Source organism: Marinitenerispora sediminis (genome assembly GCF_003336425.1).
Lineage (GTDB): Bacteria > Actinomycetota > Actinomycetes > Streptosporangiales > Streptosporangiaceae > Marinitenerispora > Marinitenerispora sediminis.
In genome coordinates this window covers 14149-29097 of sequence record NZ_QEIO01000063.1, presented here as the reverse complement: position 1 = coordinate 29097, position 14949 = coordinate 14149, and the positions used below count along the sequence as shown (strand labels likewise).

Genomic DNA, 14949 nt, shown 5'->3' with positions numbered 1-14949 from the left:
CGCGCCGGCACGCCCCCTCCACCACCCGACCGCCCCCACCCGGCCCCGCCGGGCCACCTGAGACAGCTACGGAGGAACCATGGCAACGGCGGTGCCGAACATCGTCTTCCTCAGCGGCTCACTGAGCCGAGGCTCCCGCGCCGACCGCATCGCCGGCTGGAGCGCCGACCGATGCGTGCTCATGGGCGCTGCGGCCACGGTCTTCACGGGAGCGCAGCTGGAATTCCCGATCTACCGTCCCGGACACCCGGACCGCGGCCCCGAGCAGCACCGCTACCTCGCGGCCCTCGCTGAGGCCGACGGCGTGGTGCTCGTCTCGCCCGCCTACCACGGGACCGTCTCCGGGCTGCTGAAGAACGCCCTCGACTTCGTCAACGACCTCGCCGACGCGCCGCGCCCCTTCCTCGACGGGCGCGGTGTCGGCTGCGTCTCCGTCGCGCTCGGCGAGCAGGGCGCCGGCACCACGCTGAGCACCCTGCGGACCGTCGCCCACGCGCTGCGCGGCTGGCCCACCCCGCTCGGTGTGGCCCTGGCCGGCGCCCGCGCCGGGCTCGACGACGACGGCAGGCCCGTGGAGCCCGCCGCCGCCGGCCAGTTGGAGGCGATGCTCGGCCAGGTCATGACGATGGCCCGGCTCAGCGCCCGGCGCCGGCAGCGCGTCCTCGACCGCGCGGCGGCGTCGTGAACGGGGCGGCACCGCCCGTCGCCGCCCGGCGGACCCGGTACCGGGCCGTCGCCGTCTACACCGCGCTCGTGGTGGCGCCGGTCGCCGGTACCGCGGCGGTGCTGCTCTCCGTCGGTGACGCGGCCTGGCGCGAGACGGCCGGTCCCGCCCTCCCGGCGCTGCCGCTCCTGGCCCGCACGCTGCTCGCGGTCGCCGTCGTCATCGCGGTGTGCCGTGCGCTCGGCGCGCTGGCCCTCCGCTTCGGCCAGCCGCCCGTGATCGGCGAGATCGCCGGCGGCATCGTGCTCGGCCCCTCCCTGCTCCAGACGGTCTGGCCGGGGGCGGGCGACCACGTGTTCACCGCCGAGGTGGTCGGCACCCTCGACGTCGTGGCGCAGCTGGGCGTCGTCCTGTTCGTCTTCGTCGCCGGTCTGGAACTCCGTCCCCGCGCGCTCGCCGGCAGCGGCGGCACGGCGCTCGTGGTCAGCCACGTCGGCATGGCCGTCCCGCTGCTGTGCGGGGTGGTGCTCGCCGTGGCTGTCCACGGCCGGTTCGCGCCAGACGGAGTGGCGGTGGTGCCGTTCGCGCTGTTCATCGGGGTCGCACTCAGCATCACCGCGCTGCCGGTGCTCGCCAGGATCCTGCGGGACTCCGGCTGGCTGGGCACCCGGGTGGGCACGCTGGCGATGACGTGCGCGATGGTCGACGACGTCACGGCCTGGTGCCTGCTCGCCGTCGTGCTCTCCCTCAGCGGTGCGGGCAGCGCCGCGGGGATCGGCGTCACCATCGTGGCCACGGCACTGCTCGCCGCCGCCCTGCTCCTGCTCGGCCGCGGCCTGGCCCGCGCCCCCGCCTGGGACCGCCGCGTGGGGCTGCCCGCCGCGCTCGTCGCGCTCTTCGTGGTCGCGGCCGCCGCCGAGTGGAGCGGGGTGCACGCGATCTTCGGCGCGTTCCTGCTCGGCGTGGTCATCCCCGCCGACTCCGCGCTCGCCCGCCGGGTCCACGAGGGCACCGGGCTGCTCGGCCCGCTGCTTCTTCCCGTCTTCTTCGCGCTCAGCGGCCTGCGCACCGACATCACGGCGCTCGGCACCGACCCCGTGCTGTGGGGCTGGTGCCTGCTCGTGCTGGTGGTGGCGTGCGGCGGCAAGCTCATCGCCGCCGGCGTGGCCGCCCGGGCCATGGGCATGGGCCGCCGCGACGCCGTGTGCGTCGGCGGCCTCATGAACTGCCGCGGCCTCACCGAACTCATCGTGCTCAACGTCGGGCTCACGCTGGGGGTCATCGACACGACGCTGTTCACCATGCTCGTGATCATGGCCCTGGTCTCCACCGCCATGGCCGCCCCGCTCCTCGGCCGCCGGCCCGACCCGACCGACGCCACCCCGACCGGACCGGACGACACCGAGAGGACCAGCATGGCCCCCAGTACTCCTTCGGACGGCGGCCGCGGCCGCCGCGTGCTCGACGAAGTGATCGCGCGCGCCTCCGACGCCGACGCCGCCGCCGTGCGGGCGTGGGCGACGCACGGCACCACCCCGGGAAGCGGGGAGGTCGCCGCCATGGCCGACCTGCTCGCCGACCACGAGCACGGCGGGCGCCGGCTCGTCGACGACCTGCCCCGTCCCGACAGCGCCGACCCGCGGGCGATCCGCAGCGTCGGCGTGATCGGCGGCGGCACGGCCGGCTACCTGACCGCGCTCGCGCTGCGCGCCAAGCGGCCGTGGCTCGACGTCACCCTGGTCGAGTCGCCCAGCATGCCCATCATCGGTGTCGGCGAGGCCACCACCCCGTCGATGGTGCCGTTCCTGCACCACTACCTCGGCGTGGACCCGGCCGAGCTGTACGAGCGGGTGCGCCCGACCTGGAAGATGGGCATCCGGTTCGACTGGGGCGCCAACCCGGACGGCTTCATGGCGCCCTTCGACTGGAACGCCAACTCCGTGGGCATCCTCGGCTCGCTCCGGGAGCAGGGCGACATCAACGCGTTCACGCTGCAGTCGCTCTACATGCGCGCCGACCGGGTCCCGGTGTTCCGGCTCGGCGACCGCTACGCCACCCTCCTGGACCGGCTGCCCTACGCCTACCACCTCGACAACGAGCGGTTCGTCCGCTACCTCACCGAACTGGCCGAACGGCGCGGGGTCCGCCACGTCCAGGCCCGGCTCGCCGACGTGGTGAAGTCGGCCGACGACTGGATCGACCACGTCCGCACCACCGACGGCGAGACCCTGGAGTTCGACTTCTGGGTGGACTGCACCGGGTTCCGCTCCATGCTGCTCGGCAAGGCGCTCGGCACCCCGTTCACCAGCTACGCCGACAGCCTGTTCTGCGACTCCGCCGTGACGGGCAACGTCGACCACGGCGGCGTCCTCAAGCCCTACACCACCGCGACCACCATGAACGCGGGCTGGCGGTGGACGATCCCCACCCCCGAGAGCGACCACCTCGGCTACGTCTTCGCCTCGGGCGCCCTCTCCGACGAGGAGGCGGCGGCCGAACTCGCCCGCAGCGCTCCCGGGGTCACCGAGCCGAGGTTCGTCCGGTTCCGGGTGGGCCGCCACCACGAGGCGTGGCGCGGCAACGTGATGGGCGTCGGCAACTCCTACGCGTTCGTGGAGCCGCTGGAGTCGAGCGGGCTCATGATGATCACCCTGGAGATCCTCGCCCTCGTCAGCTCGCTGCCGGCCTCCTGGTCCGAGCCGTGCGCCCGCGACGTCGTCAACCAGGCGCTCGCCCAGAAGTGGGACGCCATGCGGTGGTTCCTCACCCTGCACTACCGGTTCAATGACCGGCTCGACACCCCGTTCTGGCGGGACGCGCGGGAGCGGTCCGACGTCTCCGGGCTGCGCCCCCTGCTCGACGCGTTCGCCACCGGCGCGCCGCTGCGGTTCCGCGACGCCGTCACCCGCGGCTTCCTGGAGTCGGCGGCACCCACCTTCTACGGTCTGGAAGGGGTGGACTGCCTGCTCCTCGGCCAGAAGGTCCCCACCCGGCTGCTGCCCGCCACCGAGCCCCACGAGGCGTGGCGCCGCCGCAAGGCCGGTGCCGACGCGCTGGTCCGCCAGGGTGTCGGCCAGCGCGAGGCGCTCGACGCCTTCGCCGCCGACCCCGCCCTGCACGCCGCGATCCTCGACGACCCCGGCAGCTGGGTCAGCGCCAGCGGCACCGACCGGCTGGTCCGCAACGAGGAGCCGAGCTTCGCGCCGCCGGCGCGTGCGGCCGCGGCCACCTGACCCCGCTCCCCGCCGCCGCGGCCGCCGGCCGGGTGGGGACGCCCCGCCCGGCCGGCCGCCCCTGACCGCCCCGACCTCCTGGAGCGCAGCATGACCACGCCCGACGCCCTTCCCGCCGGAATCGACGCCACCAAGGCCAGCGCCGCCCGCATGTACGACTACTACCTGGGCGGTACCCACAACCTGCCGGTCGACCGCGAGCTCGCCGACCAGGTCATCGCCCTGCTCCCCAAGACGCCGCTGATCATGCGGGCCAACCGCCTGTTCCTGCGCCGCGCTGTCGACTACTGCGCGCGCGCCGGAGTCCGCCAGTTCCTCGACCTCGGCGCGGGCATCCCCACCGAGGGGCCGGTCCACGAGGTGGCGCGCGCCGTGCACCCGGACGCCCGTGTGGTCTACGTCGACAACGAGGAGGCCGCGACTATCCACGGCCGCGAGATCCTGCGCGGTGACGCCGGCTGCGGAGTCGTGCACGCCGACCTCCGGGACGCCCAAAGCGTGCTCGACCACCCGGAGACACGTCGACTCATCGACTTCTCCGAGCCGGTCGCCGTGCTGCTGCTCTCGGTGCTCCAGTTCGTCCCCGACGAGGACGACCCCGCCGGTGTGGTCGCCGCCTACCGGGACCGCCTGCGTCCCGGCAGCCGCCTCGCGCTGTCACACGCCACGGACGAGGGGATGACCGAGCAGTCGTCCGACATCACCGCGATCTACGCGCGCAGCGCCAACCCGATCCGCTACCGTCCGATCGAGGCCGTGCGGGCGATGTTCGCGGGCTTCGACCTGGTGGAACCCGGACTCACCCACATCCCCGCGTGGCGGGCGGACCCCGCCGACCACGCCGGTGCGCCGCTGCTCGGCCGGGTGCACGGCGCGGCGGGCGTCGGGGTCAAGCGGTGACCTGACCTGGCCTGACCTGACCTGACCGGAACGGGAACGCATGCTCTTCCAACGGCACATCCTCGACGGCATCGCGGACGGTACGGTCACCCTGGCCTTCCGCCGCTGGGAGCGGGCGCGGGTGCGCCCGGGCGGCACGCTGCGCACGGCGGTCGGCGTCATCGGGATCGACGCGGTCGAGGTGGTGCGGGAGGCGGACGTGACCGACACGCAGGCGCGGGCCGCCGGGTACGACTCGGCCGCCGGCCTCCTGGCGTGGGTGGCCGCGAACGGCCGGGGCGACCTCCACCGGATCCGGCTGCACCTCGCCGGCCCGGACCCGCGCGTCGCACTGCGCGAGCACGCCGACCTCGACCCCGCGGAGCTCGGTGACGTCCGCGCGCGGCTGGCCCGCGCCGACCGGGCGGCGGACCGGCCGTGGACCGCCGGCACGCTCCGCCTGATCGCCGCCCACCCCGGCACCCGCGCCGCCGACCTCGCCGCCCGGCAGGGCGTCCCCACCGACGTCTTCAAACGCCGGGTACGCCGGCTCAAGGACCTCGGCCTCACCGAGTCGCTCGGCACCGGCTACCGGATATCCCCCCGGGGCGCGGCCGTGCTGGCCGCGGTGCCGGAGTGAGGGCGGCCGCTGCCACCGGAGCCCGCGCCGGCCGCCCCTCACCCGCTCACCCCCGCACCGCCTCGACCACCTCCAGGGCCGCGTCCACCTGCGCGGGCGAGACGAAGTAGTGCGGAGACGCCCGGACCACCTCGGCCAGGCCGCGCCGCTCCATGTCGATACGGGTCGAGGCCCTGCGGCTGACGGTCACCGTGACCCCGCGTTCCACCAGAAGCTCCGCCACCTTCGGCGCGGGCACCCCGTCGACGCTGAACGACACGATCCCCGAGTGCGCCACCCCGATGTCGTGCACCCGCACCCCGGCGATCGACGCCAATCCGGTCCGCAACCGGCCGCTCACCGCCCGGACGGCCGCGTGGACCTCGTCAACGCCGAGGTCGAGCAGGTAGCGGCCGGCGGCGACCAGTCCGAGCCGGTCCGCGATGCTCGCCTCCCACAGCTCGAACACCCGGGCGTCGTCGCGGGCGACGGCCAGCCCCCGCTCCGCCCAGGTGCCGCCGTGCAGGTCGACGCTGTCCTTGACGAGACCGTCCAGGACGGCCCGGCGCGCGTAGAGGAACCCGGTCCCCCTCGGGCCGCGCATCCACTTGCGGCCGGTTCCCGTGATGAAGTCGACGTCGAGCTCGTCGGCCCGTACGGGGACCTGGCCGAGCGACTGGCACGCGTCGAGGAGCACGTAGGCCCCCGCCCGGCGCGCCGCGGCCGCCGCCGCGCGCACCGAAGTGAGCAGCCCGCCGTTGGTCGGCGCGTGCACGAGCGAGACGAGCTTCACCCGCTCGTCGAGCATCCCCTCCAGCGCCTCGACCGAGACGTCCCCCTCGGGCGTGGACGGGACCACGTCCATGCCCGCTCCGACCGACTCCGCCCTGCGCAGGATGGGAATGGCGTTCCCGGCGTACTCGGCCTCCGTGATGAGCACGCGGTCCCCCGCGGCGAGCGGGACCGCGTTGAAGACCGACAGCCAGGACCGCGTGGCGCTGTCGGTGAAGGCGATCTCCTCCGGCGCGCAGCCGAGGATCTCGGCGAAGACGCCGTACCCCTCCTCCAGGTCGTCGGCGCGCTCCCGGGCGGCCCGGTAGCCGCCGACCTCCGCCTCCCTGCGCAGATGGCCGATCACGGTCTCCAGCACGTCGCGGGGCGGCAGCGACGAGCCGGCGCTGTCCAGGAAGATCCCGCCGCCACGGCATCCGGGAGTGTCGGCCGCGGCGCGTTCGGGGTCGATCATCCGTCCTCGTTCCTTCTTCCATGCGGGCCGCGCCGTTGGTCCAGCCGGATGTCGGCCGCAGTGTCGAGGTAGGGGGCAGACCAGGTAGAGGGGGCAGCCAAGATAAGGCCGAAATGGGCAACGGACGGGAGGCGGGGGCGAGGAGACCCGCGCGTCGCGGACCCCCGGCCCCTTCCCGTGGCGGTCAGTTCTTCTTCAGGGTCCTACCCCCCAGAAGGAAGGCGCTCACGGCCAGCGCCACACTGAGGACGATCACCAGGGGCGTTCGCAATGTGGGGAGGGGGTCCTGGAACTTGATCAGCATGAGAAGCAGGAACAGGACGCCGACCAGCAGCATGTGGAGGTAGGCAGGCCGGCGCTTTTCTCGCAGCGGGCCTCCTCGGTCATGCTCATCTTTCGGGGTGGGGAAGGAGGCCCGGGGGAAGGGGACCTGTCACCCTCACCAGGCTCCCCGAAGCGGCGCCGTCCCCGGGGCTGAGGAAACGGGGTCTGAGGAGGATGACCACAGGATCCGACGGCAGCGCTCTATGTGATGATAGTCACGCGGAGTGCGGGTGCGTGATTCTGCTCCGAAGGCGGGGTTCCGAAGAAACCGGCCTCGAATGACGCCGGATACGTCCCGTCTCCTCGCCGCCGATAGGTGGGCCCGCACGAATCTCGGCACCGGGCGCCGGAGGCGGCCCGGAGCGGCTGAGGCCGGCCGGCCTTCCGGGGGCTCGCGCGCCGGAGCGGCCCCGGTTCACCGTCGGCGCCGCCGGGCCCTGTCCAGCAGCTCGTAGGCCGCGTCGTATCCCGCCATTCCGACTCCTATCAGCCCCAGGATGCCGGCGATCACCGTGACCGGGATCAGGTCCAGCATCCGGGCGGCCACCGCCACCACCAGGAGCCCTGCGCCGATGCCCAGACTCCATCTGCCGACGGCGCTCATGCCTCTCCTCGGGTGCGGCGGGGGTGACGCGGTCGAGCCTAGAGGCCGGTGTCCGGATCCGGAAGGGAACGGCGGCGGAGCGGGCTTCGCCGCAGGCCGTCGTGCGGGGCGGCCGAGCGGATCGGACGAGGCAGGACGCCGGTGCGGGGCCGCCCCCGTCTACCGCCCCTCGGACGGCGGCCCTCGGGGCGGTCGCCCTCATCGGCCGCTCGGGGTCCACCGGGACCTGGTTCTTCCGCTGCCCGAGTCCGCTGCCCGAGCTCGACGTGCACCTGGCTGGCACCGCCGACCAGCCCTTGGGGGCAGGCGGTGCCGTTCCGGTTCCCGCGGTCAGGGCGCCCGGTGTCCGCCGTCCCGGCGATCGCGCCTGCGGAGCCGGGCGGCGCGCAGCCGCACCGCGACGAAGACCCCCACCGCCAGGACGATGGCGACCGCCACGCCCCTGGAGAACACGCTCGCGTACTCCTCCACCAGCCACCAGCTCTCCCCGAGCAGGTATCCGGCCAGCACGAAGACCGTGTTCCAGATCAGGCTGCCGAGCGTGGTGAACGCCAGGAAGGTCGTCAGGCGCATCCGCTCGATCCCGGCGGGGATCGAGATGAAGCTGCGGAAGATCGGGACCATCCGCCCGAAGAACACCGCCTTCACGCCGTGCCGGCGGAACCACGCCTCGGTCCGGTCGATGTCGGAGACCTTGACCAGCGGCATCCAGGCGGCGATGGCGCGCATCCGGTCCCGGCCCAGCAGCGCCCCCAGGCCGTACAGGACCAGCGCGCCGACCACCGACCCCAGGGTGGTCCAGGCGATGGCCGCCCCCAGGTTCATGCCGCCCTGGCTGGCCGTGAACCCGGCCAGCGGCAGGATCACCTCGCTGGGGATCGGCGGGAAGATGTTCTCCAGGGCGATGGCGATCGCCGCGCCGGGGCCGCCGAGGGCCTCCATCAGCGAGGTGACCCAGGAGACGAGACCGCCCTCGTCCTGGGGGGCGGCCGTGGCCAACGGGGTGAGTACGGACACGTGGCGACTCCGTGGAATGGTGTGTGTGGACGCCCGCCGGCACCGTGCCGCGAGCGTGGGCGGGTCGGCGAGTCCGCAGGTCGGTGAATCGGTCCGCCGACGAGTCGACACATCGACAGGCCGCCCAGGCGGGCCGGACGGGTCCGAGCCGCCGGCCGTGCTCCGCAACGGTACGGAGATCGCGGCGGCGCGCCCATCCGGCCAACGGCCCGATCGGGCGCCGGTATCCGCAGCCGATCCGTACGGAAAACCGCAGTACGCGCCGCCGCGTCCACCGACTACCGTCCCCGGTGTGCGCGACGACGAACTCACGACAGGCGGCACGTTCGCCCTTGCCCCGGGCCCTGCCGCAGCGGTGCGGTCGGCGCCGCGGATCCCGCTCGCCCAACTGGCACGGGCATGGGGCCTCGCCGCTGTCGGAGCGGTGCTGGGAGCCGCCCTGGCGGTGGTTGAGATCGGGTTCGTCCTGCTCTTGGGCGCCGGCGCGCTCGTGCTGTCGCCGCTCGCCTTCTGGCGCCCGGCCCGCCGCCTCCTCGGCCGCGCGGCGGCGCGTTCGACCGCCGCGCTGGTCGCCGTGGAACGCGCCCGGCTGGCCGCCTGCTTCGACCGGCAGATCGCCGGCCGCCCGGGCACCGTCCGCTCGCTGGGCTACCTCGCCGCCCGCTGGCCGGTCGGGATCTTCGGGGGGTTCGTCCTCGCGGTCTTCCCCGGCGGCCTCTACCTCGCGGTCTCCCCGCTGAACGTCCTCGACGGCAACGACCCGGCGATCATCGTCGTCGGCGTGGTCTTCATGTACCTCAGCGTCCAGGGCACGGTCGGACTCGTCGGCATGGAGCGCGCGCTCGCGCGCTGGTTGCTCGGCCCCAGCCGGCAGGACCTCTTGGAGCAGCGGGTCGCCGAGCTGACCGAGAGCCGCGCCGGAGTGGTGGCGGCCGTCGACGATGAGCGCCGCCGCATCGAGCGCGACCTGCACGACGGCGTGCAGCAGCGCCTCGTCGCGCTGGCGATGCTGCTCGGCCGCCTCCGGCGCGGCACCGACCCGCGCCGCGGCGCGGACCTGCTGCAGCAGGCACACGACGAGGCCCAGCAGGCCCTCACCGAGCTGCGCGAGGTGGCGTGGCGGGTCTACCCCGCCACCCTGGACGAACTGGGGCTGGAGACCGCCCTTCGCGGGGTGGCCGAACGCTCCGGCATCCCGGTCAGTGTGGACTGCCGGCTGGCGGAGCGCCCGGCGCGGCAGGTCGAGACGGCCGTCTACTTCGTGGTGCGCGAGGCGGTCACCAACGCGGCCAAGCACTCCGGCGCCGAGGTGATCAGCGTCCGCGTCACCCAGGAACCGGGGGCTGCCGCGATCGGCGTGCGGATCGAGGACGACGGTGTCGGCGGCGCCGATCCGCGCGGCGGCGGGCTGTCCGGACTGGCGCGGCGGGTTGCGGCGCTGGACGGCCGGTTCCGCGTGCACAGTCCGCCGGGCGGCCCCACCGAGATCACGGCCGAGCTGCCGGCGCGGCCGGAGTGACGCGCCCTCCGGCACGTCGCCGGGCATACGACCGAGGCCCGCCGCCGTGCTCCGCAGGGAGGCCGGGCACATGTCGGACCGATGGCCACGAACGGTCGGGCATCGGTCAGGTAGCAACCTGCGCAGACCGCTAGAATGCGTTGCCATTGGCGTCGGTCGCGCTATTCGCCCATACGGCCAATACCCCTTCCTTTCCCCCTTCGCCGCTCAGTCCCCCACGTCTGCGCTGGGTGCGGGCCGAGCCGGACACTGGAGGTCGCTCTCGTGCTGGATACCCCCCGATCCCCGATCCTCCTCCGGCTGGGAGGTGTGCTGGCGGGTGCGGCCCTCGTCCTGAGCGCCGGCTGCTCGGCCGGCGCCGACGCGCAGACGTCCAGCGACGAGACGGCCGGAAACGACGTCAACGTGACGATCACCCCTGCCGACGGCTCCGACGAGGTGCGTCCGGACCTGCCGATCGTCGTCGCCGCCGAGGGCGGCACCATCACCGACGTCACGGTGCAGCGCTCCTCCGACGACGCCGAGGCCGACGCCGCCGGCAACGGCGACCCGGCGAGCGTCCACGCGATCACCGGCACGCTCAACGAGGCCAAGACGGAGTGGACGAGCGACTGGACCCTGCCCCCGGGCAGCGACATCACCGTGACCGCCAACGTGGAGAACCCGGACGGCGAGGCGAGCGAGGTCGTCAGCTCCTTCGCCACCCTGCCCGCCACCGAGGGGCAGCGCCTGGAGCTGAAGTCGAACTTCCCCGCCAGCGGTGACGAGGTCGGCGTGGGCATGCCGATCATCATCGACTTCGACATGCCGGTGCAGAACAAGGCCCAGGTCGAGGCGGCCATGACGCTGCGCTCGGAGCAGCCGGCCGTGGGGGCGTGGAACTGGTTCGGCGACCAGCGCGTCGTCTTCCGCACGGAGGAGTACTGGGAGCCGAACCAGGAGGTGGTCGTCGACATGCGCTTCGCGGGCGTGCTGGCCGCCGAGGGCGTGTACGGGGTGAAGAACTACCAGCTGCGCTTCGACGTCGGACGCTCGCAGATCAGCCGGGTCGACAACAACACGCACCGCATGCTGGTGGAGCGCGACGGCCAGCAGATCCAGGACTTCCCCATCAGTAACGGCGACGGCAGCCGGCCGGAGTTCCGCACCACCAGCGGCGTCCACCTGACGATGGAGCGGCACCGCGACTACGTCATGGACTCCGCGACCATCGGCATCCCCGAGGACTCCCCCGGCGCCTACAAGCTCACCGTGGCCTACGCCGTCCGGTTCTCCAACAGCGGCGAGTTCGCGCACACCTCCGAGGGCAACACCTCGCTCGGCATCGACAACGTGAGCCACGGCTGCACGAACATGAGCCTGGAGGACTCGCGCTGGTTCTACGAGAACACCCTGATCGGCGACCCCTACATCGTCACCGGCACGACCCGTGAGCTGGAGGTCGACAACGGGTGGGGATACTGGCAGCGCTCGTGGGAGGACTGGCTGGCCAACAGCGAGACGGGCGAGGCCGACCCGACCGACGACGACGCGGCCCCCGGCTCCTCGCAGACCGCGGCCTGACCTCCGTCATCCGACGGCACCGAACGCCGCCCGCGCCCCGGAAAGGGGGTGCGGGCGGCGTTCCCGCGTCTGCGATCGGTGGCCCGCACGCGGAGCACCGCTTCGGTGCCGCTCGCATCCGCGACACGGCGGACGGACGCGGAGGTCATCGTCCCCGGTGCGTGATCGACGTAGGGTCGAAGCGACCGGCCGCCGGCCGACCTCCAGCAGATGCCTGGCGGTCGGCCCACATCTCCGAGGACGCCTCATGGAGCCGAGCCAGGACCCAGCCGCCCCGGCCACCGCGGCGCTGCCGGCACGCGGCACCGTGTTCCACCTGGCGTGCGGCTTCATGGCCGCACAGGCGGTCGCGTCCGCCGCTCGGCTGCGGGTGATGGACCGGATCGGCGACGGTGAAATGACCGCCGATGCCCTGGCGGAGGAGTGCGGCGCGGACGCCCAGGCCATGCTCCGGCTGCTGCGCGCGCTGGCCGCGCTGGACCTGCTCGCCGAGAGCGGTCCGGGCCGCTTCTCGCTCGCCGCGGGCGGCTCCCTGCTCCGGGCCGACCGGCCCGGCTCCCTGCACGCGTTCGTGCTGATGCTCACCGACCCCGCCCTGACGCGGGCCTGGGAGCACCTGGAAGAGAGCGTCCGGACCGGCCGTCCGGCTTTCGACGGGGTGTTCGGCACGGACTTCTTCACCTACGTCGGCGAGAACCCCGAGCTGTCCGCACGGTTCAACACGGCGATGAGCGACATCACGCGCGCCACCGCCGAGGGGCTGCCGGAGCAGTACGACTTCGGCCGGTTCCGGGCCGTCGTGGACGTGGGCGGCGGCGACGGCACCCTGCTCGCCGGGATCCTGCGGGCGTACCCGGCCCTGCGCGGGACCGTCTTCGACACCCGCGAGGGGCTCGCCCAGGCGGAGGAGACGCTGCGGCGCGCGGGCGTCGGCGAGCGCTGCTCCGTGGAGAGCGGGGACTTCTTCGCCGCCGTCCCCGGTGGCGGCGACCTCTACCTGCTCAAGAGCGTCCTGCACGACTGGGACGACGACCGCGCGGCCAGCATCCTGGGCCACTGCCGCCGGGCGGTTCCCGACCACGGCCGGCTGCTGATCATCGAGCCCGTGCTGCCCGCCACCGTGGACTCCTCGGTCCCGCCACTCATGTACCTCAACGACCTGAACATGCTGGTGAACCTCGGAGGCCGGGAACGCACCCGGGCCGAGTTCACCGACCTCTGCGCGCGGGCGGGCTTCACCCTGACCAGCGTCCGGCCGTTGTGGCCGCCCAACGAGTTCTCGCTGATCGAGGCCGCTCCGGCCCCGCTCGGCGAGGGCACCGCGCGGTAGCGCCGGGGCGACGGCCGCGAGGTCCCGGATCCGCTCCCGGAGGGGCCACCGGTCCAGCCGGACGGGGACGGGCTGACGCCCGCGACCACGCCCGAGGCCGGGTCCGACTTCCGGCCTGCCCGGTGCCCGCAGGCGCCGCACCGCAGGCCCCGCCGCCGAGCAGCGGCCGGCCCCCGGCCCCTCCAGGACGGCAAGGAGTGCTCCTCCGGCCGTTCCGACCAGCCGCGGGCCCGCTCGTCGTAGGTGGTGTTCCGCCCGTCGGTGCTGGGGCTGGGTGCCGAGTTCGGCGGTCACCGGTCACCGGTGCCGCTGGTTGGCGCGGGTCCGTCCAGGTGGACGCTGGGATGGCCGTGGTGACCCGGCCGTGGTGGGCCGGCCGTGCCGCCGGATCAGGCTCCGGTCCGCGCCGCGGTGACCACCACCGTGCCCCGCCGCACCACGATGCTGCCGCCCAACGCGTCGATGGCGTCCCCGATGCTCTCCAGCACCACCGCCAGCTTGTCCGGCGGCAGCCGGGTGAGGACGCCGGACGTGGACGTCTGCTCCAGCCACTCCTGGCGGGTGTAGGACTGCTCCCACTCGAACGGCCACTGCTCGGGCTCCCCGAACCCGCCCGTCTTCCTGATCCTGCCGGCGGCCATGGTGAACAGCTGCTGGTAGCCGTCCGGAGCCCTCCTCGTCGCCGACTGGACGTCCACCACGGGGTTGCGCACCACCCGCTGGTAGCCGGCGATGAACGCCTCCGTCACCTCGGACGGCGGCTCGGAGGTGTGCCAGAAGGCGGCCAGCCGGCCGCCGGGCCGCAGGACGCGCGCCGCCTTCACCGCCCCCGCGGCCGGGTCGACCCAGTGCCAGGACTGTCCGGCCACGACTGCGTCGAAGCTCCGGCCGGCGGGGTCCCACTCCTCGAACGTCGCCTCCTCGACCTCGATCCCGGTGCGGCGCGCGACCTCGGCCATCCGCGTGTCGGGCTCGACGCCGAGCACGGCGCAGCCGGCCGACCGGAACTGCCGGGCGGCGATGCCGGTGCCGCAGCCGACGTCCAGGACCTCGGGCCCGGGGCTGGCCGCGATGATCCGCAGCACCAGGGCCTCGGGGTAGCGGGGGCGGATCCGGTCGTAGCGTTCGGCGTCCTCGCCGAACGACTCGGCCATCCGCCGGTGCTGGTGCGGCTGCGGGCCGAGAGGAGGCGGACCAGGCGGAGGTAGAGTGGGCATGCGCCCACTATAAGTGGGCGCATGCCCACTCCGCCAATCGGCGGGTCCAGGCGAGCAGCGGAGAAGGGAGAGGTGCACGGTGCCGACAGGGGTGGCCATGCGCGACGCACGGGAGCAGCTGTTCGGCGCCGCCGAGCGCATCCTGCTCCGCGCCGGACCGGACGCGCTGACCAGCCGGGCGGTCACCGCCGAGGCCGGCTGCGCCAAGGGCGTCCTGCACCGGCACTTCGGCGACTTCGACGCCTTCCTCGCCGAGCTCGTGCTGGCCCGCATCGACCGGATCGGCCACCAGACCGCCGCCCTGCACGGCCTGGCCGGAACCGGCACCGTCGCCGGCAACCTCACCGACGCGCTGGCGGACCTGTTCGACCCGGTCGCGGTGGCGATCGTCGCCCTCGTCACCTTCCGGGACGAGCTGCGCGCCCGGCTGCGCCAGAGCAGGCCGACCGGCGGCGTCCCCGTCCTGACCGAGGCCGCGTCCGGGATCGCCGGCTACCTCGCCGCCGAGCGCGACCTCGGCCGCATCGCACCGGACGCCGACCCCGCAACGCTCGCCCCCACCCTCATCGGCGCCGCACACCTGCTGTTCGCCGACCGGGAGGCCGCCCCGCCCGGGGCGGACGCGGTGCACAGGGCTGTCACCACGGTCGTCGCCGGGGCGCTGCCCCGCTGAGGCGGGCCCGCCCACGGAAGCGGGCTGAAGAGGCCCGTGCCGCCGCCGGTCCCGGCCCCGG

General features: G+C 74.0%; 13 protein-coding genes. 8 read left to right on the top strand and 5 right to left on the bottom strand.

The features are described 5' to 3' along the window. The first annotated feature begins 79 nt into the window (after positions 1-79). The 4 genes from DEF28_RS14040 (at position 80) to DEF28_RS14025 (ending at position 5416) form a co-directional block, all read left to right on the top strand. Entirely contained in the window at positions 80-685 is a 606-nt protein-coding gene (locus DEF28_RS14040; protein ID WP_114397784.1) for an NADPH-dependent FMN reductase, read from the top strand. Beyond that, positions 682-3897 carry an FAD-dependent oxidoreductase gene (locus DEF28_RS14035; protein WP_114397783.1) on the top strand — a complete coding sequence of 1072 codons (3216 nt, stop codon included), beginning with the start codon at positions 682-684 and terminating at the stop codon, positions 3895-3897. Before DEF28_RS14040 ends, DEF28_RS14035 begins: the two co-directional genes overlap by 4 nt. Positions 3898-3987: 90 nt before the next feature. Then, positions 3988-4797: an SAM-dependent methyltransferase gene (locus DEF28_RS14030; protein WP_114397782.1), complete on the top strand. Its 810-nt coding sequence runs from the start codon at positions 3988-3990 to the stop codon at positions 4795-4797. A gap of 40 nt (positions 4798-4837) precedes the next feature. Continuing rightward, the gene (locus DEF28_RS14025) at positions 4838-5416 is read left to right on the top strand and encodes an ASCH domain-containing protein (RefSeq protein WP_114397781.1); all 579 of its coding nucleotides are present in this window, start codon (positions 4838-4840) and stop codon (positions 5414-5416) included. A gap of 46 nt (positions 5417-5462) precedes the next feature. Here the strand turns inward: DEF28_RS14025 and DEF28_RS14020 are convergent, their stop codons facing one another. The 4 genes from DEF28_RS14020 to DEF28_RS14005 all read right to left on the bottom strand — a co-directional run bounded on the left by DEF28_RS14020 (position 5463) and on the right by DEF28_RS14005 (position 8586). Then, positions 5463-6641, bottom strand: a complete 1179-nt coding sequence (locus tag DEF28_RS14020; RefSeq protein ID WP_114397780.1) for an aminotransferase class V-fold PLP-dependent enzyme — start codon at positions 6639-6641, stop codon at positions 5463-5465. Positions 6642-6825: 184 nt separating this feature from the next. Then, on the bottom strand, positions 6826-6978 hold the full coding sequence (locus tag DEF28_RS14015) for a hypothetical protein (RefSeq protein ID WP_233515295.1): 153 nt from the start codon (positions 6976-6978) through the stop codon (positions 6826-6828). A gap of 402 nt (positions 6979-7380) precedes the next feature. Further along, a complete protein-coding gene (locus DEF28_RS14010; RefSeq protein WP_114397779.1) occupies positions 7381-7569 on the bottom strand; it encodes a hypothetical protein in 189 nt (62 codons plus the stop codon). Positions 7570-7899: 330 nt separating this feature from the next. Continuing rightward, the gene (locus tag DEF28_RS14005; protein WP_374058116.1) at positions 7900-8586 is read right to left on the bottom strand and encodes a DedA family protein; all 687 of its coding nucleotides are present in this window, start codon (positions 8584-8586) and stop codon (positions 7900-7902) included. 292 nt (positions 8587-8878) lie between these two features. Between DEF28_RS14005 and DEF28_RS14000 the strand changes: the two genes are divergently transcribed. From DEF28_RS14000 to DEF28_RS13990, 3 genes are all read left to right on the top strand, one after another. Continuing rightward, the gene (locus tag DEF28_RS14000) at positions 8879-10105 is read left to right on the top strand and encodes a sensor histidine kinase (protein ID WP_233515294.1); all 1227 of its coding nucleotides are present in this window, start codon (positions 8879-8881) and stop codon (positions 10103-10105) included. A 264-nt stretch (positions 10106-10369) separates the two neighbouring features. Beyond that, positions 10370-11668, top strand: a complete 1299-nt coding sequence (locus DEF28_RS13995; protein WP_233515293.1) for a L,D-transpeptidase — start codon at positions 10370-10372, stop codon at positions 11666-11668. Between the two features lie 247 nt (positions 11669-11915). Beyond that, entirely contained in the window at positions 11916-12998 is a 1083-nt protein-coding gene (locus DEF28_RS13990; RefSeq protein WP_114397776.1) for a methyltransferase, read from the top strand. Positions 12999-13387: 389 nt separating this feature from the next. On the opposite strand, the gene DEF28_RS13985 is transcribed toward DEF28_RS13990, so the two are convergent. Next, positions 13388-14215, bottom strand: a complete 828-nt coding sequence (locus DEF28_RS13985; protein WP_114397775.1) for a class I SAM-dependent methyltransferase — start codon at positions 14213-14215, stop codon at positions 13388-13390. 79 nt (positions 14216-14294) lie between these two features. Between DEF28_RS13985 and DEF28_RS13980 the strand changes: the two genes are divergently transcribed. Further along, positions 14295-14888: a TetR/AcrR family transcriptional regulator gene (locus DEF28_RS13980; protein WP_114397774.1), complete on the top strand. Its 594-nt coding sequence runs from the start codon at positions 14295-14297 to the stop codon at positions 14886-14888. Positions 14889-14949 lie beyond the last annotated feature (61 nt).